At 49.9% G+C, this 21,709-nt stretch carries 20 protein-coding genes; 15 read left to right on the plus strand and 5 right to left on the minus strand.

Features of this window, described 5'->3' with window-relative positions:
• Positions 1-3 precede the first annotated feature (3 nt).
• From A3842_RS29965 to A3842_RS30010, 10 genes are all read left to right on the plus strand, one after another.
• Positions 4-984: an aldo/keto reductase gene (locus A3842_RS29965; RefSeq protein WP_074103741.1), complete on the plus strand. Its 981-nt coding sequence runs from the start codon at positions 4-6 to the stop codon at positions 982-984.
• A gap of 162 nt (positions 985-1,146) precedes the next feature.
• Positions 1,147-2,607: a spore germination protein gene (locus A3842_RS29970; RefSeq protein ID WP_371916032.1), complete on the plus strand. Its 1,461-nt coding sequence runs from the start codon at positions 1,147-1,149 to the stop codon at positions 2,605-2,607.
• Positions 2,604-3,761 carry a Ger(x)C family spore germination protein gene (locus A3842_RS29975; protein ID WP_074083508.1) on the plus strand — a complete coding sequence of 386 codons (1,158 nt, stop codon included), beginning with the start codon at positions 2,604-2,606 and terminating at the stop codon, positions 3,759-3,761. Before A3842_RS29970 ends, A3842_RS29975 begins: the two co-directional genes overlap by 4 nt.
• Before the next feature lie 22 nt (positions 3,762-3,783).
• Positions 3,784-4,875 (plus strand): GerAB/ArcD/ProY family transporter, encoded by a 1,092-nt coding sequence (locus A3842_RS29980; RefSeq protein ID WP_074103743.1) that lies wholly within the window; start codon positions 3,784-3,786, stop codon positions 4,873-4,875.
• A 94-nt stretch (positions 4,876-4,969) separates the two neighbouring features.
• Entirely contained in the window at positions 4,970-5,947 is a 978-nt protein-coding gene (locus A3842_RS29985) for an AAA family ATPase (protein WP_074083506.1), read from the plus strand.
• A gap of 3 nt (positions 5,948-5,950) precedes the next feature.
• Positions 5,951-7,039, plus strand: coding sequence for a DUF58 domain-containing protein (locus A3842_RS29990; protein WP_074083505.1), 1,089 nt, complete (start codon positions 5,951-5,953; stop codon positions 7,037-7,039).
• Positions 7,036-8,367 carry a DUF4129 domain-containing protein gene (locus A3842_RS29995; RefSeq protein ID WP_074103744.1) on the plus strand — a complete coding sequence of 444 codons (1,332 nt, stop codon included), beginning with the start codon at positions 7,036-7,038 and terminating at the stop codon, positions 8,365-8,367. The genes A3842_RS29990 and A3842_RS29995 overlap by 4 nt, the downstream gene beginning before the upstream one ends.
• A 33-nt stretch (positions 8,368-8,400) precedes the next feature.
• The gene (locus A3842_RS30000; protein WP_074083503.1) at positions 8,401-8,808 is read left to right on the plus strand and encodes a MerR family transcriptional regulator; all 408 of its coding nucleotides are present in this window, start codon (positions 8,401-8,403) and stop codon (positions 8,806-8,808) included.
• A 107-nt stretch (positions 8,809-8,915) separates the two neighbouring features.
• On the plus strand, positions 8,916-9,833 hold the full coding sequence (locus A3842_RS30005; protein ID WP_074103745.1) for an alpha/beta hydrolase: 918 nt from the start codon (positions 8,916-8,918) through the stop codon (positions 9,831-9,833).
• 151 nt (positions 9,834-9,984) lie between these two features.
• A complete protein-coding gene (locus A3842_RS30010; protein WP_074083501.1) occupies positions 9,985-10,344 on the plus strand; it encodes a hypothetical protein in 360 nt (119 codons plus the stop codon).
• On the opposite strand, the gene A3842_RS30015 is transcribed toward A3842_RS30010, so the two are convergent.
• From A3842_RS30015 to A3842_RS30025, 4 genes are all read right to left on the minus strand, one after another.
• On the minus strand, positions 10,333-10,584 hold the full coding sequence (locus A3842_RS30015; RefSeq protein ID WP_074103746.1) for an AzlD domain-containing protein: 252 nt from the start codon (positions 10,582-10,584) through the stop codon (positions 10,333-10,335). The genes A3842_RS30010 and A3842_RS30015 overlap by 12 nt on opposite strands.
• Before the next feature lie 84 nt (positions 10,585-10,668).
• Positions 10,669-11,133 carry an AzlC family ABC transporter permease gene (locus A3842_RS30020; RefSeq protein WP_074103747.1) on the minus strand — a complete coding sequence of 155 codons (465 nt, stop codon included), beginning with the start codon at positions 11,131-11,133 and terminating at the stop codon, positions 10,669-10,671.
• A gap of 4 nt (positions 11,134-11,137) precedes the next feature.
• Entirely contained in the window at positions 11,138-11,284 is a 147-nt protein-coding gene (locus A3842_RS32785; protein WP_178381894.1) for a hypothetical protein, read from the minus strand.
• Positions 11,285-11,410: 126 nt separating this feature from the next.
• On the minus strand, positions 11,411-13,465 hold the full coding sequence (locus tag A3842_RS30025) for a beta-galactosidase (protein ID WP_074103748.1): 2,055 nt from the start codon (positions 13,463-13,465) through the stop codon (positions 11,411-11,413).
• Between the two features lie 139 nt (positions 13,466-13,604).
• On the opposite strand from A3842_RS30025, the gene A3842_RS30030 reads away from it, so the two are divergent.
• The 5 genes from A3842_RS30030 (at position 13,605) to A3842_RS30050 (ending at position 20,454) form a co-directional block, all read left to right on the plus strand.
• Positions 13,605-14,438, plus strand: coding sequence for a helix-turn-helix transcriptional regulator (locus A3842_RS30030; RefSeq protein ID WP_074103749.1), 834 nt, complete (start codon positions 13,605-13,607; stop codon positions 14,436-14,438).
• A gap of 115 nt (positions 14,439-14,553) precedes the next feature.
• Complete coding sequence (locus tag A3842_RS30035) at positions 14,554-17,151, plus strand: hypothetical protein (RefSeq protein ID WP_074103750.1); 2,598 nt, start codon at positions 14,554-14,556, stop codon at positions 17,149-17,151.
• Positions 17,152-17,188: 37 nt separating this feature from the next.
• Positions 17,189-17,902 (plus strand): ABC transporter ATP-binding protein, encoded by a 714-nt coding sequence (locus A3842_RS30040; protein ID WP_074083496.1) that lies wholly within the window; start codon positions 17,189-17,191, stop codon positions 17,900-17,902.
• Positions 17,899-19,299, plus strand: coding sequence for an ABC transporter permease (locus tag A3842_RS30045; RefSeq protein ID WP_178381893.1), 1,401 nt, complete (start codon positions 17,899-17,901; stop codon positions 19,297-19,299). Before A3842_RS30040 ends, A3842_RS30045 begins: the two co-directional genes overlap by 4 nt.
• A 51-nt stretch (positions 19,300-19,350) precedes the next feature.
• A complete protein-coding gene (locus A3842_RS30050; RefSeq protein WP_074083495.1) occupies positions 19,351-20,454 on the plus strand; it encodes an efflux RND transporter periplasmic adaptor subunit in 1,104 nt (367 codons plus the stop codon).
• A 104-nt stretch (positions 20,455-20,558) separates the two neighbouring features.
• On the opposite strand, the gene nagZ is transcribed toward A3842_RS30050, so the two are convergent.
• Positions 20,559-21,707: a beta-N-acetylhexosaminidase gene (gene nagZ, locus A3842_RS30055; protein ID WP_256701931.1), complete on the minus strand. Its 1,149-nt coding sequence runs from the start codon at positions 21,705-21,707 to the stop codon at positions 20,559-20,561.
• Between the last annotated feature and the right edge of the window lie 2 nt (positions 21,708-21,709).

The raw sequence follows: 21,709 nt of genomic DNA on the forward strand, positions 1-21,709 counted from the left end.
TCTATGGAATATGTAAAGCTTGGTTCTACCGGACTTGAGGTATCAAGGATTTGCTTGGGCTGTATGAGCTACGGGATTCCGGAACGGGGAAATCACTCATGGACGCTGAATGAGGAAGAGAGCCGGCCTTTTATCCAAAAGGCGCTGGATCTGGGCATTAACTTCTTTGACACGGCCAATGTGTATTCCGATGGAACGAGTGAGGAGATTGTCGGCAGAGCGCTGAAAGATTTCACTGCACGTGATGAGATTGTGCTAGCAACCAAAGTACACGGAACCATGCGTCCGGGTCCAAACGGTGGCGGACTGTCTCGTAAAGCGATTTTGAGTGAAATTGATAATAGCCTAAGACGGCTGGGGACGGATTATGTGGATCTGTATCAGATTCACCGCTGGGACCCGGCTACGCCGATCGAGGAAACCATGGAAGCACTGCATGATGTGGTTAAGGCCGGTAAAGCCCGATACATTGGGGCATCCTCTATGTATTCCTGGCAATTTCTACAGGCGCTGCATGTCGCTGAACGCCATGGATGGACCCGGTTCGTATCCATGCAGAATTATGTGAATCTGCTGTACCGGGAAGAGGAACGTGAAATGCTGCCGCTCTGTGAAGCTGAAGGGATCGGTGTGATTCCCTGGAGTCCGCTTGCCAGGGGACGTCTGACCCGGGATTGGGAAGATACCAGTACCCGGTCGGCATCCGATGAATTCGGCAAGCACCTGTACGCCAAGACCGAAGAGGCGGACCGTGCTGTCGCGCTAAGAGTCAAAGAAATCGCCGAAGAACGCGGGATTCCGCGGGCCCGGGTTGCACTGGCCTGGGTGTTGCAGAAGAAGCCGGTGACGGCGCCAATTGTAGGAGCGACTAAGATGACACATCTGGAGGATGCGGCCGCGGCGGTCTCGATCCGGCTGACAGAATCTGATCTGAAGCGGCTGGAAGAACCGTACATTCCGCATCCGGTCATGGGATTCAGCTGAATTCCATGAACCTAAATAGAATAACAGAGCAGCGATTCCCCGTTCCATTGGAGAATCGCTGTTTGACGTTTTTGCCATCTTCGCACTCAACCGAGGGGTGCCGCGCATAACTAACCGAATCATTGGCAAACTAACTTGGATTCCCCAGGATAACTATAGGAGGTGTGTGCGGTGACGGAGCAAAGGGTATTGGAGGCTATAACGGAGCAGCTTACAGATTGCAGCGATGCAGTATATCAGTCTATTAATGTGTACGGACATGCCTGTATGCTGATCTACATTCCTTCCATTGTCGATACTCTAAGCCTGCAGGAATTTGTCTCCACACCACTCAAAGCAGAGGCGAATTCAGAACCGGATTGGCCACGGTTTCTGGAACGGCTGGATCATGGATCGGCTTTTGCCATTCCCTATATTAAGGCATATCAGGTGAACCGGGCGGTTGAGCTCATTGTCAGCGGTAATGCCGTGCTTTCGATTGAAGGTCTTCCCTATGTATATTATTTTGAGATCACTCATTATCAGAAAAGAACGGTCTCCGAATCGCAGAATGAGCTGGTGGTTATAGGGCCTCAGGAGGCTTTTATTGAAGATGTGCAGACGAACCTGTCCCTGCTGCGGCATAAGATCAAGCATTCAGATTTGAAGACTATTCATTTCTCTATCGGCAGGTATACGAAAACCGATGTGTATCTGGTCTATATTGAAGGGTTGTGTAAGCCGGAAATTGTGGAAGAGTTCAAGAAAAAGCTGGGAGACATCACAGTGGACGGTGTATTGGGGATCAACGGAATCGCGGAGCAAATGAAGAAGGGCCAATACTCGCCCTTTCCAATATTTCAGTATACGGAGCGTCCGGATTCAGTTGCAGCATCCCTCATGGAAGGACGGGTAGGGTTGATGCAGGACGGGACGCCCTCGGCTTTGCTGACACCGGTAACCTTTTTTTCCATGCTGCAATCCTCGGAAGACTACTATCAGAGCTTTTATGCAGGGAGCTGGATTCGATTAGTCCGTTTCTTTTTCTCCATCGTATCCATGCTGCTCCCGGCTTTATATGTGGCCATCACTACCTTTCACAGCCAGATCATTCCCTCTGACCTTTTAATTACCATTGCTGCTGCGAGAGAAAATATTCCGTTTTCAGCCTTGACGGAGGCCTTGATTATGGAGCTCACATTCGAGGCACTTCGAGAGGCCGGGACCCGGATCCCCAAGCCCGTTGGGCAGACCGTATCCATCATTGGCGGGATCGTAATCGGACAGGCTGCTGTACAAGCGGGAATTGTTTCAGCTCCCATGGTTATCGTAGTTTCTATTACAGGCATCGCTTCTTATATTATCCCTCACCTTGATCTGGGTCTGACGTTTCGGATGCTCCGCTTTGTGATGCTGATTCTCGGCGGAACGTTGGGGCTGCTTGGCGTAATTGTTGCGGCATTTGCCATTTATGGACATCTGGCGAATCTCAGATCCTTCGGGACTCCTTATCTGCAGCCGGTCGCTCCTCTGGTATTCCAGGATTGGAAGGACACCCTGCTTCGTGTACCTTCTCCTTTTATGATGAAAAGAAGCACTTCGTTCACGAACACTAAAAATGAAAAGAGGCAAAAAAAGAAATGAAGCTCTTGAAGCTGCTTCTGAGCGTTCTGCTGCTTCTGAATCTGGCCGGCTGCGGGTCCAAAATAGAGCTGGATGAGCTTACCTTCATCTTTGGTATTTATATCGATGCCGGGAAAGAACCGGGAACGGTTGAAGTGTCGATCAGCTCACCACTGCCCAACCGTCTTCTCTCCAGCACACAGGCGGGGGGCGGAAACGTCAAATCCCATTTCATGGTTTCCAAAACGGCCTCAAACATTACGGATGCGGTTATTTTAATTCAAAAAGACTTGTCCCGGAGGCTGGAAATCTCCCATATCAAGGTGATTGTCTTCGGAGAGGAATATGCCCGTCAGGGAATAGATGAGGCGCTGGAGTGGTTCAAACGGCAGCCGGAGTTCCCTCTGGGGACTTATGTGATGACGGCTCCGGGCAAAGCGAAGGAGGTCACCCAACTCTCTGCAATATTTGAACAGCTGCCGGATCAGGTGCTGATGAATTTTTCGGAGGAAAATCTTCTATTTGCAACAACGGTGAAAGATTGCTTGCTGGCGGAGTCATCCAAAATGGGCTATGCCATGAATTATTTGTCAATAGGTCAGAACAGCCACCTCTCAGATGAAGGCAAGCCTGTTCATTGGGCCGGTATCCAGGGAGCTGCAATGTTTCAGCAAGCCAGGCTTCGCCGTACATTGCATTTTCGTGAGAGCAGGGCGCTCGCTTGGGCTGCCGGACATCTCTCGGGTCATTTGAATTTGCCTGAATACACGATTACTTGGGATGAAGAAGGCTCGGGTAAAGCCACAGCGCTGTTTTTAAGCAATACATCTTCAATTCGATCGGTATTAACGGACGATGGACCGGTTTTCTATGTCAAGCTGAAGGGAAAGGTAAGCATCACTAATTTCCAAGATTCCTTGGGAAGGAAGGCGGTCGAACTCAGCTCTGTTGTTATAGAAAAACTTCAAGCAGCGGTGGTCAAGGATGTTACCGATGCACTTCTAGCTACACAGGAAGCGGGAGCGGATATTCTGCAGCTGGGTATGCGTGTGGAATGGAATTATCCTGAAGAATGGAAGAAACTTAAGGGCCGCTGGGAGGATTATTATACGCATGACGTAAAGATTAAGGTAACGTCTGCTTTTAGCATCCAGGACTTGGGTTCAGTAAAATGAGGATAGGAGGTACGGGAGTCAAATGCACACCACAAAATGGCAGTTGTTCAGATTCAGTCTGATCTATTTCAGTTCCCAGACCACTATTTTCCTGATTCCTATTCTCGTGGAAACTTCGGGCTACCAAGGATGGATCGCGCTGGTTGGAGGCGGATTTTTAAGTTTGTGCATTTTATTCTTTACCATACAAGTTGGCAGGCTAAAGCCAGACCAGGGTTGGATTGACTTTGGCAAAGAGATTATGGGAACATGGCTTCACCGGCTGATGGTACTCTTACTGCTCTGCTGGTGTATTTATTATGCTTCGTTTGATATTGAGAACTTTGTCCTTTTTTTTGGATCCAACTATACACGGGGAACTCCCCCCATCTTCATACAAATCATCATTGGACTGGTAATCATGTATACTGCGACGTTAGGAATAACTACTATCATTTATATGGCGGATGGAATTTTCCTGATTTTTTTCATGGCATCACTGCTTTCCGTATATATGTTTATACCGTATGCAGATCTTTCGATGCTTCCTGCATTTTTGCATTACCATGATCCCGGCATTGCACTCAAGGACTCTATTTCGGTAACATCATGGTTTGCGGATTGGATTGTTTTTCTCTTCCTGGCACCGGAGCTTCGGATGGGAAGCAAAATGTTGAAAATACTGGCAGTATCCAGTATCTCTATCCTTCTGATTGTATTAACAGGCTGGATAATGACTATGCTTAACTTCGGTCCACATCTGGGCAAAGAACTGCAATACCCGTTTCTGGAGATGATCCGCAGTTCTTCACACCACAATATACTTGGCAATCTGGACCCTCTTCTTATCGGCATCTGGTCAGCCTCGATGTTTATTCATGCAGCCTTTCTAATCTATATCGCCTGTAAATGTGCTTTGCACTTGAGCAAGCAGAAGGGGAAAAGGCTGATGATCCCGTTATTGACGATTTGCTCCACGATAATTGCTTATCTGTATTCACGCAATATTGTAATGTACTATAGTAATTTCAACTCGGATTTAATTATCGGCTTCTGGTTGTTTATTGAGTGCATTCCCGTATATTACTTCATTGCGGCATTCATCCGCTCCAAAATCGGACGGGCTGTCAAATGACGGCTGCGACTTATCTATTATAAATTGGATGCGCTTTCTGGTATGATTAAGCTTTAGCATATACCTAAATATGGAACGGATGGTGTTATTCTTCATGATGCTTCAGGAAGCAAACGCACTAATACAAGCAATAAGAGTCAATCTTGGTAAAGTTATTGTCGGCAAAGAGGAAGGGGTGGATCTGCTGTTGACCGCTTTGCTGGCGAATGGGCATGTCCTTCTGGAGGATGTACCCGGCACCGGCAAAACAATGCTGGCCAAAACACTGGCACGCTCACTGGACTGTTCCTTCAAGCGCATTCAGTTTACACCAGACCTGTTGCCTTCAGATCTTAGCGGAATCAACTACTATAATCAGAAAACAGGCGAGTTCCAGTTCCGGCCCGGTCCGGTATTTGCCAGTATTCTCCTGGCGGATGAGATCAATCGCGCGACTCCCCGTACCCAGTCCAGCCTGCTGGAATGCATGGAGGAACGCCAGATTACCATCGACGGCCTGACACATGAACTGGAAGCGCCTTTTCTTGTTATTGCTACACAGAATCCTGTGGACAGTCAGGGGACGTTTCCCCTGCCGGAAGCACAGCTGGACCGGTTCCTGATGAGGATCACCACAGGTTATCCAACCTTCGAAGAGGGGGTCCATATTCTTCAAAGATTCCGCGGGAATAATCCATTGCAAGATACAGTTGCAGTAGCTACAGGACGAGATATTCAAGAACTGCAGCGGCTTACCGCAGCCGTCACTGTTAGTGATGACCTTCTGGGCTATATGATTCGTATTGTTGAAGCGACGCGCAAAGCTCCTGCAGTCAAACTAGGCGCAAGCCCCCGTGCAGGCTTTGGGCTGCTTCGTGCTGCCCAGGGCTACGCACTTCTGCGGGAACGGGATTATGTATTGCCTGATGATATCAAGGCCGTAGCGGTTCCTGTACTTGCCCACCGCCTGCTTATGCAGCGCGGACCCGGTTCTCGTGAAGGGCAGGCAGCAGAGCTTGTGCTGCAGGTGCTGCGCGAGGTTGAGGTTCCGGCTGAGCCGGTAACGGCCGCCAGAGGTGGAAGGGTGGACTAAATCATGACACTGCCCTGGTTTATCATCAGCACGTTTCTGCTGATGCTGTTCATCTCGACGCTGTATCAGCGGAACGCTCTGAAGAAGGTGAACTATACCCGTTATTTCTCTTCGCAAGCGGTGTTTGAGGGGGAATCAGTGGAGATGGTGGAAGAGATCAGCAATGGCAAGCTGCTGCCGCTGCCCTGGCTTCGTCTGGAGTCCAGCATCGCCCAAGGGCTTGAATTTGGAAGTCAGGAGAATCTGGGCATCAGCAGTGGCGAAATCTATCAGAATCATTTGAGCCTGTTCTACCTTCGGGCTTACCGCCATATCAAACGGACACACAAGGTCCGCTGTATGAAGCGGGGGCTGTTCCGTCTGGATACAGCAACCATGACCACCGGTGATTTATTCGGACTCAGCCGCAGCACCCAAACCTTTCCCCTGCAGCTGGAACTGATGGTATATCCGATGATCGTGGACTTATACGAGCTGCCTCTTCCAATACATAGCTGGCTGGGCGAGCTGCCCGTCAAGCGTTGGATCGTTCACGACCCGTTCCTAACGGCTGGCACACGTGAATACAGTCCTGGCGATTCGCTTGGGTCATTGAACTGGAAGGCCACGGCCCGTACCGGCCGGATGCAGGTTCACAAGAAGGACTTTACGGCTGATTCCAGGCTTGTCATCTGCCTGAACATGGAGATCAGTGATTCCATGTGGAGAACAGTGACGGATGTGGAACGGATTGAGCTTGGCATTCGCTATGCTGCTACAATATCGGATTATGCGGTTGGTCATGGCATTGAAACGGGTTTTCTCAGTAACGGCAGGCTGGACGGAGAGGGTGCGAATGATCCGGTAGATGCTAATCCCATGGGGCGGCTGGATGACATTCTAGGATTGCTGGCAAGGCTCCAACTGGACCGGACGATGCCTATGAGCAGATTGCTGGAGCAGGAAGCGGAGAAAGGTAACACCGATACGGATTACCTGATTATTTCCTGTCACCTCGGCCCGGAACTTCAGCAGGCAGCCGAACAACTGCGGCTGTCCGGGAACGGTGTAGAGTGGCTGGAAATTCCGGCCTCAGGGAGGAATAGCGCATGAAGCTGCAAGAACCGGAGTACTTGAAATCGACGCATCGTCTCTTGTTGAATAGTATTGTGGAATGGCTATTATTCCTCCCTGTATGGATCGTGCTACAGAAGTACTTGCAGTCCGGGGTTACCGCGCTGCCCTGGATTTATACCCTGCCGCTAATATCCATGGCGGGGGTAATGCTAAGGCAGAGCTGCAACCGGAAGTGGAAGCAGCTCCTGGCGGCACTTCTACTGGGGGTGCTGGCAGGAATTCTGGCTGGTGCATTTTCATTAAGAGAAATCCCATTGTATGCAGGTGCTATCATATCTGCATATCTGGGTATAACTGCCGGGGGCCGTAGCAGCAGGCTCAGAATTTATACTGCCGGCATTGCAGTATATTTTGTAGCCACTATCGCATTCGCCAGAATTCCGCTGCTTCAGCCTAGTGTTGCTGTATTAACCTGGAGCGGCAGTCTCTGTCTAATTCTTGCCCTTCTGGACTCCAACACCAGCCACTTGCATTACAGCTCATTCACGGGAGACGGTTCTCCGCTTCCGAAGGGAATTCGGCGGCATAACCGTCTGTTTGTGCTGTTGTTCATTGCGGTGGCGGCTTTGCTTGCGGCTGGGGCAGGCCGGGCATTGGGACTGTTCCTCTGGCATGCCGCACAGGCCTTCTTCAGCTGGGTGAGCCGTCTGTTCTCTGATTCAAGTAAGCCAGAGCCGCAGCAGGAAGCTCCACCGCAGGTGATGCCTGAGATGCCGCCGGCTGAAACCCATGAGCCGGGGCTGCTGGCGATGATCCTGAACGCTGCATTTTATGCCATCGGAGCTGCGGCGCTGATGGTAATCCTGTATTTTGGCCTTCGTTGGTTATATCGCAATTCAGGTGGAGTCTGGCGGAAATGCATCGACTCTCTGTTATCCTTGCTCCGCAGAGAATCACCGCAGAACAATACCGCTTATCAGGACGAGGAGAAAAGTATTTTCACCTGGGAGAAGACGGTTCAAGGCGTAAGAGAGTACTGGCGGAGCCGTACAATCTCTGCCTCCAGACGGGACCGCTGGGAAGGAATGAACGGGGGACGTGAGCAGACCCGCTGGTTGTACCGCCATTGGTTGAAGAACAAACGTGCCCAAGGATACTTACAGAGGAGCTATCTTACCCCTCAAGAGACTACGGTGGATATTGCAGAATGGAATGAGAGCAGGAAACCCCAGCGTAAGGCTCAAGAGACTGCTCCAGACGCCTCGTCCGCTCAGCTTCTCCGGTTCTATAATCAGGCAAGGTATGGCGGGACTGAGCCTTCGGAAGCTGAAGTCGGGCAGTTGAAGGAAAGGCTGAAATTATAGCCGTTATAGGTTCAGCGGGAGGAGGAAAAGTACATGGTTACCTATTTACGGGGAGAACTGGCAAAGGAAGCGAAAGTCAATATTGAAACGCTGCGGTACTATGAGAAGCATGGCTTACTTCCCCGGCCGCAGCGGACGACCTCGGGTTACCGGATGTATACGGAGGAGGCACTCACCCGGATCGCTTTTATACAGAATGCCAAGAAATGTGGATTCACGCTGCGTGAAATCAAAAAAGCGTTAGTAAAGTCCGAGGACGGAAGTATAGGAGTTTCTGATTTCATCCTGGCAATAGAGCGTAAGATGATCGCTGTTGATCTGGAAATAGCGAAACGCGAGACTACCAGACAGCTTCTGAAGGATCTGAAAATAAACCTTGAATCCGCAGATCGGCATCCTGGGGTGAAGGAGACTTTGCAAGTTCTCAGGATGGAAAAATAAACTTTGGCGAGGTTCCTAATGCGTTGCGGTGTTGATCCTGCTTGACTCTGTACCGTAGAACAGGGTTTAGAATACAGGTGTCAAGCCAATACCGGGAGGAATGAAAGATGCCGAGTTCAAAGGAAATGCTTCAAGCGATCAGACAACATTTGCAGCAAAATAATCAGACCGCAGGGAAAACAGCAGTACAAATCCGTCTGGAGATGGCGGAATCCGCCAAACAATTACCATTGCTTCATGAAGTATCTGCCGAAAGGGTTGATGTGGACGGGGTATCAGGAGAATGGCTGAATGTTACAGGGGACCATTCGGAAAAAGGTAATGGGAAGGTCATACTCTATGTTCATGGTGGAGGTTTTATCTCCGGCAATTGTGAGATCTACCGTGACCTGGCAGCAAGAATCGCTGCTGCCAGCGGTGTAAGGGTGTTTACCTTAGAATATCGTCTTGCACCCGAGTATGTGTATCCTGCTGCCAATGAAGATTGTCTTGCTGCTTACAGCTGGCTGCTGCGAACAGGCTTTCTGCCGGAAGGCATCATCCTGGGTGGCGATTCTGTAGGCGCCTCTCTCGTACTAATGACGCTGATCACACTGAGGGACGCAGGGGATAAACTGCCCGCAGCCGCATTTCTTCTATCCCCGCACAGTGATCTCGTCCATCTGGACGGCGAGTCGTATGACAGCAGGGCTGAAATGGACCATACGGGAAGCCGGGAGGGGAATCAGAGAATCCTGCGGGATTACCTGGGCGGCTATAACGGTATTATGCCTGCGCTGCTATCGCCGCTAAGGCTACGGCTGGATGGACTGCCCCCCTTATTAATACAGGCCGGAGATCAGGAAGTGCTGCTGAGTGATGCCGAACGGCTCGCAGAGCGTGTACGTGCTTACGGAGGAGAAGCCACACTTGAAATTTGGGAGAACCTGTGGAGCGTGTTCCAGTTGATGTCTGCGTTGCTCCCCGAAGGGCAGGAAGCGATCGGGAAGATTGGGAGCTTTGTCAAAAGGATCTGGAGCTTATAGGTGAAAGTTAAGTGAAATATGCAGAATATCCAAGGGATAAATTCCCTTATTCCCTAAAATAATGATTTTAAAAAACCGATAATTCATATACTTACTCTTCTGAATCGAGATAATGAGTCAATAGGGTAGAATTTATACTGGGGGAATCATTATGCCTTACACTATGGAAGTAAATGTAGCCAAAAATCAAGTGGTTGTAAAAGCATTTGGTCTGACTGAAACGGATGTGCCTGCTTATATATCTGATTTTGAAGCAGCAATGAAGAAACTGAAACCTGGCTTTACTGGAGTCACCGATGTAACCGAGTCTAAATCAATCCTTACCCCCGAGGTGGCCGCCATGCTCGCACCTACAGGTGAATTGGCAGTTGCACATGGAGTGGGCGGATGGGTGTATGTTGCGAACTCTCCTGTGTGGAAGATGCAGATGAACAGACTTTTCGGGAAGTTTGCTGTGTACTATCCGACTTATGAAGAAGCAGATGCATATTTGAATAGCTTATCCGAATAGTAGTCGCAGAAGCATCAGCGATAGGATTCCCGCAACAACGGTTCCCAGCAGACTGCGGGTTTGGATGGCAATCCATAGGGTTGGCAAAGCTGCTATCCATTCTACATTGCTGGATAAACTGGTGAAATGGCCATCCGTGGTGAACAGTTCCTGGGCGACCAGTGCGGACATGACCGCTACGGGTACATGATTCAGCCAGCGCATGCCCCATTCTGGAAGCGTATCCAGGCTAAGAAGCATAGAGGCAGCACCCTTGGGATGGAAGTAACCAGTGCCACTCCAATGATATTGAAGGAAATATCCAGTCTTATCTCCATTTCTCGATTAACACTCTATCGTAGAGGCTGCTGCGGTTGCGAAAGTCACACCTATACTGGGTGACCAGAGAACCGATACACCGACGGCAATTAACATCGCAGCAGCTCCAACGAGAATATCCGTCAGCAGCGTGTTTCTGCTCTGGATGGTGAGTACGAGCAGACCTGGGAACATCGCCGGGAGGGCGAAATCAAGCCCCCATTGCTCGGGGTCAGCGATCCATTGGCCCAGAAAAGCACCGGCGATATTGTCCAGGCTCCAATTGAGATAAGCCGTAAGGTTCAGACCGTGCATCCATTTTTCACTGATAGCAGCGGAACCTGTGCTTCTCTGAAGAGCTACTCCAAAGGTTTCATCTGTTAGCAGCGCCCCGATAAGCATGTTGTACAGCGGGCTTAAATGACGGAAGTAAGGTGAAACCGCCGCGCTTAGCAGCAAATGCCGTAAATTCACAAGCAGGATGGTAACCACAATATCAAATAATCCAGCAAACCCTGAGCGGTAATGAGTGTAATGCCCGCAGAAAATATACCCTGCCGATCATCTCCCGGTGAAATTCAATATGCAGGATCTCCAACGGATAGGATCGGTTGATCTCTTGAATCAGAGCATCGTTGTCCATAAATTGTTCTCCTTTTGGAATAAGCAAGCAAATTATACATTTATATTATTCTACTATATCAAAAAAGAGGGTTCTCCCACACAGAATTAATCTGAAGGAAGAACCCTTTGTAATTAAAATACATCCTCAGTAGAGTACCAGTACCCCAAAGCCTTCGAGTGTGTACGAGCCGGAGAGAGTCGCACCGGTCAGCAGATCGGTTCTTTGCTCTTTGAGCTGGACGGTCGCAGGTTCTTCACTGAAGTTCAGCAGGAACGTATAGCTGTTATTTTCATCTTTGCGGATTTGCAGCTCTACTTCCGAAGGAAGCTCCAGCCACTCAGCTACAGGGGAGTGAAGGTGAAGCCTGTCGATGATTTTAAGTGCTGCATCCGCATGAAATACAGCTCCGAAGTACCATACCTCGCCTTTGCCGCGTTTGTTTCGGGTGACAGCCGGTTTGCCGGCATAATAATCGGTTGCATAAGTCCCCATAACCTCGACAGTGTCCTCTTCGACATGAAGAATATCATTGAACGCATCAGCACCGGTAAGCGCCTCAGGATCACTGCCCCAGCGGATGGAGGTTGGAAGTCGGGTACCTTTGACCATAGTGAATTCCTCAACGCTGATGCCGCACAGGTCCCTCGCAGCACCGGGAAAAGGCCGCATATAGCATTGTCCGCGGGTATCCTTGTAGCCGGTCCGGCAGCCGAAAATCAGGGTTCCGCCTTGCTGCACATATTGATCCAGAAGCTCTGCTGTCTCATCGCTCATAATGGCCGGGTGCGGATAGACTAGAACCTGATAAGGAATCAGGTCTTCTAGAGTGGTTTTGCTACGAATGTATAGGATGTCGTTCGGGATTTGACGCTTCTGCAGTGCCTTGAACCATTCCTTGTTGCTCTGCCACATAAAGGGTCCGTGCCAGACATCGTATTCACCATCCCATTCATTGTCGTAATCACGCAGAATGGCAATGTCCGCCTTAGATCGGGTACCTACAATATGTTTGCCTGCAACAGCCATTTCCCGGCCAATCTGTTCTGCTTCCCTGACCCTGCGGTTCGGCTGGTTATGATAGTCATTGAGGCCATGCCAATAAATTTCATTGCCCATAGTTGCCGTCCGCCAGCGGAAGTAGAGCAGCTTGTCCGCACCATGAGCAATGGACTGATATGTCCAGAGCCTCATCTGACCAGGCTTGGGTGAAGGCATATCCATGCGGTTCACCCAGCCGCCCGGGCCGGATTGCTGCTCCATGATACAGAAATTAGGGCTAATCGAACGAACTGCTGTTAACGAGAGACTCCAGCTCCGGTCCAGCAGCGGATCTGCTTCTTGCGGATCGGTACTTATGCTTGAGAACTGGGGATAGGAGTCATAGCTGAAGAAATCAAGGAGCTGGTCGTTCAGCTCATGGCTGTCGAGATGTCCGAACAATCCATTGGTGGTTACCCATTGGGACGGGGCCAGTTCCCGGATAATATCAGCCTGGATTCTGGCAAAAGATATGGTGTTGTCGGAAATGAACCTCTTCTCATCCAGCGCCTGATGCGGATTAGGCTGCATGGGTGACGGAGTGGGACGTGGCAGAAAGATCTGTGACCAGCTATTATAGGTCTGATTCCAGAAGACAGTTCCCCAAGCTTCATTCAGCTTCTCCAGCGTTTCATATTTGGCTTGTACCCACTCCCGGAAGGCCTGGTGATCGCTCTCCGAATAGAACACATTGATTTCACAATTCAGTTCATTGTCAATTTGCCAGCCAACCACACCCGGGTGATTGCCATAATGCTGCGCAAGCTGCCTGGTGATTCTGGCGCAGAGCTCCCGGTACTTCGGACTGCTGTAATTATAGTGACGGCGCATGCCGTGCTGTAGCGTCACTCCGTCATAGGTAACATTCAATACTTCAGGGTAACGCTCGGTGAGCCAAGCGGGAGGTGTGGCCGTGGGTGTTCCCAGAATCACCTTGAGACCGTGGCTATGAGCCAGATTGATGGCTCTGTCAAACAGATCGAACTGGAAGACACCTTCCTCAGGCTCAAAGAGGGTCCAGGCAAATTCAGCCATCCGGACAATCGTGAATCCGGTTTCAACCATTCGCCGGTAATCGTCGGCCCAGAGTTCCTCCGGCCAGTGCTCAGGATAGTAACACACGCCAAGCTCAAAGGATTCAGTAGTGGATATAGTATTCATTTTCAACCTCCAAGTGTAAAAATATGCTGTAGGATTGTTATGAATCTATTGTATTATCAGGTATACTGATTCATATATAACACAATATTGCTATTGTATTACTATATTGCGTGTATGGCTTATGTAGAAAGGATCCCCTATGAACAAACAATGGGTTTTACCCGCACCGGCCTATATGCATTACGTCTGCTATCCGGAATTTATCGGGCATTATTCGGATTTTCCACAGCATGCGGAACGCAGAAGTGAGGGCCTGCTGAATAGTTATAATCTGCATCTTGTTTTTGCCGGGGAAGGTTATGTCTTCCAGGAGGGTGAACGCATTCCTATGGGACGGGGCAGAGGTTTTCTCTTCCCGAAGAGGGCTTACCAGCAGTATGGAGCTGATCCTTATCACCCATGGGAGGTTCGCTGGATCCATTTCGGCACGAGCATCCCTTTGCCTCTGATGGAGGAGGTGGACCAGTCGCGCGGCTACTTTTTTACGTTTGATCCTGATGCCGGGCTCATCCCGGTTTTTGAAGAGATGTACCGGCTTAGTGAATCCTTCGAGACCTCCTGCGAACCCCGTTTCTCTGCTTTGCTCTATGAAATACTGATTACGCTGTTGCAGAACTCCGAGCCGCTACATGGATCGGTTCCGCTGGAGATCAGGCACTCGATCCGCCGCACCGCAGATATGATCCGCCGGGAATGCGAGCGCCCGTGGACGCTGGAGACGATGGCCAAACTTGCGGGCTACAGCAGCTATCATTTCCTCCGCCTGTTTCGTAGTATTATGGGTAAGACTCCGAACCGCTATTTAACCGAATGCCGTCTTGCCAGAGCCAAGCTGCTGCTGGCCTCCACCTCCCTTTCCATTTCTCATGTTGCCCTGGAGTCCGGTTTTCGGCAATCTAGCTACTTCATAAAGGTCTTTAAACAGGTGGAGGGGATTCCGCCCAATCAATACCGGAGAGCTTTTAGCTCATAGAGTTCCTTAGATAACAAATAAGTTACATTTTCCAAGCAAGAGTAACAGTTTGGATACATTTCCCTCTTCAGCTGCCACTATAATGGATTCTAGTAAAACACCTGGGGGGAAAATAATGAGATTGTATAAAAATACATATGCGGCAGTGCTGGCAGGCACATTTGTCATCGGTCAGCTGGCGGCCGGCCTGGCACCTGGAACGGTACAGGCTTCAGCAAGCTCCATACCTTCAGCCAACATGGCTGCTGCGGTGACACCCAAGATTAGTCCCATAGTTATTGGATCGGGAGTAACAGCGTCGCTCGAAAATGTAAACATATGGACACAAACGGGCGGCAATATTCTGACGTACACAGTGAAATATTCAAATGCCGGGGGAACAGGCGCCAATCTGGTGCGTTACTTCTCTCGGGTCGTAACCCCTGAAGGTTCGGTGATTCCGGGTACTCCTGTTACAGCAGATGCACTGAAGAAGAAAGTGGACGCCAATGAAACACTGCAGGTGACGTACTATGTCAATGTAGGTCAGAGCGAGTCTCTTCAAGGAATGAAGATTGCAATGTATGTCTGGGACCCCAAGACCAAGGGCTATCTGCGGCAGGCAGGCACCTTTGCGGTTCCGGCCAATTATTCCACCACTGTGGCAAGCGGTAAAAGTTTGAACACGCTAATGAACGATATCCCCGTAACAGCAGCAGCAGAATCCCTGCAAATCTTCAAATTCAGCGGCAAGGTATATGCCAAGGTAGGGCTAAGCCTGACCAATAAAGGCAGCAAGGTCCTTGGCGATCCCGGTTACACAGCCTATCTGGTTTCAGCCAGCGGAACCTCATTTGAACTGTCACTCAGCAGCACCCAAGACGGTTATAAGATTCAGCCTCAAGAAAAGAAGAGCATCTACTACTTAGCGGAAATCCCAGCCTATCTCAAAACCGACAACATGAAGCTTCTGTTCACGCAAAAGGATGTAACCCTGAAGCTGGAGCTGCCCGGTGCTTCATTTAAGCTCCCGGCAGCGACAAGTCCAAATCTGGTTGTAGGCAATGGAGCCATCAAGACCATCATAGTGAACAGCAATACCATCGAAACCAAGCTCAGCAATGCCTCGGTTTATGCCGATAAGGCGTCGGCTGCATGGTCTTTTCAGCTTGAACTGAAGAATACAGGGAACAAAGCCGTTACCCTGCCCACCTACGAGCTTGCTGTCAAATCGGCAAAAGGAAGAACGTTTCCGGTCAATGCCAAAGCCTTAAACGGAATAACACTTAGACCGCTGGAGGTAAAAGTAATTCCGCTTACAGCGTCAGTACCGCTGGAGGTTGAACAGGGTACGCTTCAGCTGCAGATGATCGAAGCCGTGGGGCAGGAGCTTCCTACTCCAACTGCCGGAACGGAAACTGGAGGAACGTCCGGAACACCGGCTGTAAGCGGTAATGCAGTTGGCAAGCTGACTTTTCCTATTGCTTACTTCACGATCCCTTATACGCTACGTACCAATGTCCAGCAAGGACAGGAATACAGAACCACGAATCCGTACGGAACATTCTCGTACAGTATCCAATCCATTCAGCGTTATCCGTGGAAGGATGATGATATCGTTATCGCCAGGCTGAAGCTGACCAACACGCAATCTGTAACCCTGTCCCTGCCTGAACTCAAGGGGGCGCTCAAATTGAATAATCTCGATTTGACTTCGTCGACAGAGATTATCATGGACAAAGAATCTGCAGAGCTTGCTCCGGGCAGCTCCGCCGAAATCGATGTGCTGACCAAAATTCCGTACGCTGAAGAGTTCTCAGCGCTAAATATTAGCTTGTACACCACAGAGAACGAGGAGAAGAAACCCTTCCTTGCACTGAGCACGAGCAGTGATATGAACAGTGTTACGACTATTGAGCGCGGCGGGAACTATATAGTTGCTGAAAAGGGTAAAAACTCAAAGGTTCAGGAGAACAGAACCACAGTCTATTCAAGCTCAAGTACCTCCAAAATCATCTACACAGAGCTGCTCATGAGCAATGAGGAGAAAAGACAAAGCTCGCTTACGCGGCTGAAAGCCTATTACCGGACTGCGGATGGACAGTTTTATGAAGCACAGTCTTCTCAATCTTCCGGCCTTGCCGCTCCAGGCGGGAAGCAGATGGTTACCTTCTGGGCGAAAATTCCGGGGGCCTTGCAGACCAATGACATGTCACTCTACCTCGGAACCGGCATTACAGGCGGTAAGCTGAGTGAAGCTGGGCAGGAAGCGACAGGCTATGTCAATGTTGCATCGCTCAAGCTTAATCCGGTAACGCCTGTACCTGTGCAGAACCTTGGCCAAATCTCTATATTCCCTTACAACTTCTCGGTGATCCGTTCAGAAGGTCAAATTTCGGAGGGCAGCGACAGCATGAGCATCGAGGTCGATTACAAGCTCACGCAGGACCACTCTTATGATACAGATGCGCTGGATCACAAGCTGGTTGCCAAGATTACAGATCCATTCGGCCTGACGCAGGAAAAAACATTGACGCTTGGCACGGATCTGACGGAAGGTGACAATAACACGTACACCCTTTCCATCACCAGAGGTCTGTATAAACAGCTTAAAGGCGGCTCCTACAAAATCACCCTGTACGATGAGTTCCAGGGCGGACGGATTGAGCTCGGACAGCAGATTTACTACTTGATCTACAAGCCGCTGCCCGTCATTGTTAAAGACGAAAAATAACGAACGATCTATCACAGGACAAGAAGGAGCGGCTTCCATGTTGCGAGTCGAAAAAATTACACATTCCTTTAAAACCGGCAACGAGTGGACCAAGGTCCTTCATGAAATCAGCTTTGCTGTGAAGCAGGGAGAAATGGTTGCGCTACTGGGCAGCTCCGGGTCCGGTAAATCTACGCTGCTGAATTTGATGGCTGGCCTGATGAAGCCTACCGACGGCCATATTTTCATTGCTGATCATGACATCGTGTTGATGGGTGAAAATAAGCTCGCCGAATTCCGGCGCAAGAATATCGGATTTATATTTCAAGCCTATGAATTGATTACAAGCCTAACTGTACGTGAGAATGTGGAGCTGCCGCTGGTTTTCCAGTCGGTGTCACCCTCTATCCGCAAGCAAAAGGCACTGGCTCTGCTGGAGCAGGTCGGATTACCTGACAAGGCAGACCTGTTTCCTTCACAGCTGTCAGGCGGTCAGCAGCAGCGCGTAAGTATCGCCCGGTCTCTGATAACAGAGCCTTCTGTTATTTTTGCCGACGAGCCTACCGGAAATCTGGATTCCAAAACAGAGGAGGAAATCATCAGCATTCTGCTGAAGCTGAATCAGACCATGAAAACGACATTTATTGTGGTAACGCATGAACAAGAAGTGGCGGAGCAGATGCAGCGGACCTTCTCACTCCGGGATGGATATTTGATTAACGGCCAGCACACGGATGTTCAGCCGGCACCTACAGAGGAGGAGAGTCCGTGAGGATCAGGGATATCTCCCGTATGGCCTGGGATCAGGTCAAACGGCGAAAAGTGGTAACGGGCTTGTGTATGACCGGGATTTCCATTGGTTGTGCGGCCATTATCGTTGCGCTGAGTGTGGGTCAGTCCGCACAGGTATATGTGACGAATGAAGTGAACCGCAATTTCAAAATGGATGAAATCACCGTAACTCCGGGCGGCGGACTGCCATCTCCAGGCGGAAAGGGAGGTGGAGGCGGTTCAGGGTCCGGGGTCAATAGCAACCTGGATCCGGGTAAGCTTACATTTCAAAAGCTTAAGATCATTCAAGGACTGAAACATGTCGTTGCTGCAGCCCCTTTTGAAGATAACGGGTACAGACAGATGATTACGGTGGACAATAAAATCGCCGATATTCAGGTTATTGCAACGGATCTGCGCATGCTGAACAAATTCGACAAGTCCTTCAAACAGGGCGGCGCTTCAGATATTCCCGGAATGGTGGTTCTGAACTATGGTGCCACACTCGGGTTGATTGATATAGAGACCCGGCAGAACATTTTTGACCGTATGAATTCGGATCCTTTCAATCAAGAGGTATCAAGCCAGTATAATAATCTGATGCTGATTCCCTCGGAAATGTACCGCCAGCAGGTTCAATTGCAAGCACAGGATTACAGCGCCAGCGCCCCAAACGGTACAGGACCCACCAAACTCAGTTCACCGCTCCAGGTAGGCGGTATTCTGGCCAATCCTCCCGGTACCAGCGATGATCGTGCTACTTATGAGAAGGTGATGTATGTGTCATTGGAAACTGCTGCACAATTGCAGCATGAACTTAGCTTCACTGATGCAAACGGGACCGTTCCAAGTCTGGAAGAGGGCAAATACAATTCCGTCACAGTGAAGGTCGACAGTGTCGATAACATCAAACCGCTGGAAGCATTAATCCAGAAGCTTTCTTTGTCAGCTAACGACAACTTGTACCAGCAGGAACAGTTGAAAGAACAATTCGATACGATAAAAATGGCTGCTCTGGGTATTGGTGTTTTCATTCTGGTTATTGCATCGATTTCCATCATTGTAGCCATGACCATGTCCACACATCAGCGCAGGCGTCAGATCGGGATTATGAAAGTGCTCGGTGCGAACATGGGCCAAATCCGCAATATGTTTATAACAGAAGCTGCCCTGCTCGGACTGCTCGGCGGTCTGCTCGGTGTACTATTCTCTTATCTTATTGTAATGGCGTTGAACAAACTTGTGGGTACTGCCGGAGAAGGCCTGTCTTTCTTTATACCGCTTACGACCCTTCCGATTGGGCTTTCGTTTGCGATTATGACCGGTGTACTATCAGGTATCTATCCGGCCATCAGCGCTTCCAGAACCGATGCACTTACAGCTATCAAGCGGGATTAGCCATAAACATATATACAATACTGTATTTCCATTTGAAAGGAAGCCAAATCAATGAAGAGGATATTCAAAAGGACGCTGAAGTGGGTTATCATCCTTGGCATTATTGCCGCCGCAGGCTATATTCTGTACAGCAAAGTATTAAAAAAAGAACCGGAGGTAGTGATGGAACCTCCTCAAGTAATCAGCTTTCCGGTAACACAAGAGCCGATGACAAGTACGGTTCAGGTCAAGGGGAAATCCAAGTATCAGGAGGAAACGCTGGTATATGCCCCGTTTGCCTCCAAAGTCACCGCGTGGAAAGTCGAAAATGGCGGACAGGTGAAAAAAGGGGATGTCCTGTTCACGCTGGACCAGTCCACCTTGAAGAATGAAATTGCCACTACAGAAGCAACTATTCATAAAGCGAAGCTGGAAGGGGAATTGAATACCTTTGTCAGCCAGCAGGATGAGGATGCGGCCGTTCCGGCAGGGACGGAAGCGGAACGTCTGAAGGCACTTGCCGCCCAGGAGACCGCTCGTCTGAATGATGAATTGAACCAAGTGAACGCAGACATTCAGGAGAAGGAGCTAACCGACAAAAGAGCCAAGCTGAATTCTGCGGTGTACCACGCTCCGGCTACCGGTATTTTTCTCTATGACAGCAGCAGCGAGACCGGTGAACGGCCGCAGATGGTGACAGATAATCAGTACATCGGCAAAATTGTGGACCTTAGCAAGCTGGAGTTCATCGCGCTGGTAGGGGAGCAGGATATCTTCCGTATCAAGCCGGGGATGAAGGTTCAGGTGAAGATGACTGCGATGAAAGATTTGATCCTGAAAGGTGTAGTAAAAAAAGTGTCGAAATTCGCCACAACGACTACCGGCCAGAATACGGCAGGGCAGGTGCCGCAGTTCGAAGTTGTGATCTCCCTGCAGCCCGATGAGCACTTGATTGGAGGCCTTAGCCTAAGTGGAGATATTGAGACCTTGCGCAAGGACAAGACCACAGTGGTGTCCAGTATCGCTGTTATTCATGAAGGGAATCAGGCTTTTGTGATGCTGGATAAAGGAAAGGGTCAGTATGAGCGGAAAGAGATCAAGATCGGAATGGAGACCTCTGAGAAGACTGAAGTTCTATCCGGACTGAAACCTGGAGATACTGTAGTCCTGCAATAGAAATGTGAACGTGTAAAATAGCGTGAATACAAAACAGTAGCAGCCTGTTGTAGCGGTGATTCCGCTATAACAGGCTGCTGCTCTGTTTTCAGACACTCTGAGGGTTACTTTACAAAGGAGGTACGCCAGGCTTTGATATCCTTATTGAGCTGGGTGAGGTCAGGAACGGCAACAGGTGTATCTTTCAACTGATATTTCTGTTTCAATGACAGAATCCGATAGACACTCTCATTAATCCTGGATTCGGAAATCTTGCCTTGCTTCACAGCAGCCAGCAGTGCATTTCGTGTGGTCTGCTCATTGCTGTATTCGTGGGCGACCAATAGGATATCGCTGCCCGCGAGGACTGCATTAACAGCAGCCGCAGCCAGGCTGTAATTTTTCATGATTGCACCCATGGTCAGGTCATCGGTAATAACCACTCCCTTGAAACCCATTTGTCCCCGTAGAATTTGACTGATGATGACTTTGGACAGGGAACCAGGCCGGTCAGGGTCCAGGTGCGGATACAGAATGTGGGCAACCATTACTGCGTCTGCCTGCTCCTTAACCGCTTCGCGGAAGGGTCGCCATTCGAGCTTCGCCAGCTGGGCTTCCGTCTTATTCACTACCGGAAGCTCCAGGTGGGAATCGACAGACGTATCTCCATGCCCCGGGAAGTGCTTAACGACAGGAACGATGCCCTCACTCTCAATCCCCTTCATTTCTGCAATGCCAAGCTCGATAACCTTTGCGGACGTGTTGCCGAAGGAACGGTCCCCGATCACCGGATTGTCCGGATTGCTGTTGATATCCAGCACCGGGGCAAAATCCATATTGAAGCCTGCGGTTTGCACTTCTCTGGCCAGCAGCTTACCCATCATTTCTGCTGCCTCCGCATTACTGCTTGCACCAACCGATCCACTTGCCGGAATCTTCGCATATTCGTCCGGCATACGGCTGACCTTGCCGCCTTCCTGGTCGACACTGACAAACAGCGGTGCGGGGTTTCCGGCATTGCTGCGCTTCAGTTCATTGGTGAGGCTGACCAGCCCCTTCAGGCTCTTTATATTGTCCCCGTACAGGATGATGCCGCCAACCTTGTCATTAGAGATCATAGCTTGTGTCTGCGCGCTTACTTCTGTACCGTCAATCCCCACGAGGAGCATCTGGCCGATCTTGTCTTCCAGCGGCATGGAAGCAATCTCCTGTTCAATCACACCTACTGGGCCGCTTCCTTCAGAGCCGGCAGGCTCTGGAGAAGCGGCAGTCACCG

The organism is Paenibacillus sp. P3E, assembly GCF_001909045.1.
Lineage (GTDB): Bacteria > Bacillota > Bacilli > Paenibacillales > Paenibacillaceae > Paenibacillus_AQ > Paenibacillus_AQ helianthi.

Coding starts and splice junctions, on each gene's coding strand:
- A3842_RS29965 (WP_074103741.1), top strand. CDS start 4: ATGGAATATGTAAAGCTTGGTTCTACCGGACTTGAGGTATCAAGGATT.
- A3842_RS29975 (WP_074083508.1), top strand. CDS start 2,604: ATGAAGCTCTTGAAGCTGCTTCTGAGCGTTCTGCTGCTTCTGAATCTG.
- A3842_RS29980 (WP_074103743.1), top strand. CDS start 3,784: ATGCACACCACAAAATGGCAGTTGTTCAGATTCAGTCTGATCTATTTC.
- A3842_RS29985 (WP_074083506.1), top strand. CDS start 4,970: ATGATGCTTCAGGAAGCAAACGCACTAATACAAGCAATAAGAGTCAAT.
- A3842_RS29990 (WP_074083505.1), top strand. CDS start 5,951: ATGACACTGCCCTGGTTTATCATCAGCACGTTTCTGCTGATGCTGTTC.
- A3842_RS29995 (WP_074103744.1), top strand. CDS start 7,036: ATGAAGCTGCAAGAACCGGAGTACTTGAAATCGACGCATCGTCTCTTG.
- A3842_RS30000 (WP_074083503.1), top strand. CDS start 8,401: ATGGTTACCTATTTACGGGGAGAACTGGCAAAGGAAGCGAAAGTCAAT.
- A3842_RS30005 (WP_074103745.1), top strand. CDS start 8,916: ATGCCGAGTTCAAAGGAAATGCTTCAAGCGATCAGACAACATTTGCAG.
- A3842_RS30010 (WP_074083501.1), top strand. CDS start 9,985: ATGCCTTACACTATGGAAGTAAATGTAGCCAAAAATCAAGTGGTTGTA.
- A3842_RS30015 (WP_074103746.1), bottom strand. CDS start 10,584: ATGCTTCTTAGCCTGGATACGCTTCCAGAATGGGGCATGCGCTGGCTG.
- A3842_RS32785 (WP_178381894.1), bottom strand. CDS start 11,284: ATGGACAACGATGCTCTGATTCAAGAGATCAACCGATCCTATCCGTTG.
- A3842_RS30025 (WP_074103748.1), bottom strand. CDS start 13,465: ATGAATACTATATCCACTACTGAATCCTTTGAGCTTGGCGTGTGTTAC.
- A3842_RS30030 (WP_074103749.1), top strand. CDS start 13,605: ATGAACAAACAATGGGTTTTACCCGCACCGGCCTATATGCATTACGTC.
- A3842_RS30035 (WP_074103750.1), top strand. CDS start 14,554: ATGAGATTGTATAAAAATACATATGCGGCAGTGCTGGCAGGCACATTT.
- A3842_RS30040 (WP_074083496.1), top strand. CDS start 17,189: ATGTTGCGAGTCGAAAAAATTACACATTCCTTTAAAACCGGCAACGAG.
- A3842_RS30050 (WP_074083495.1), top strand. CDS start 19,351: ATGAAGAGGATATTCAAAAGGACGCTGAAGTGGGTTATCATCCTTGGC.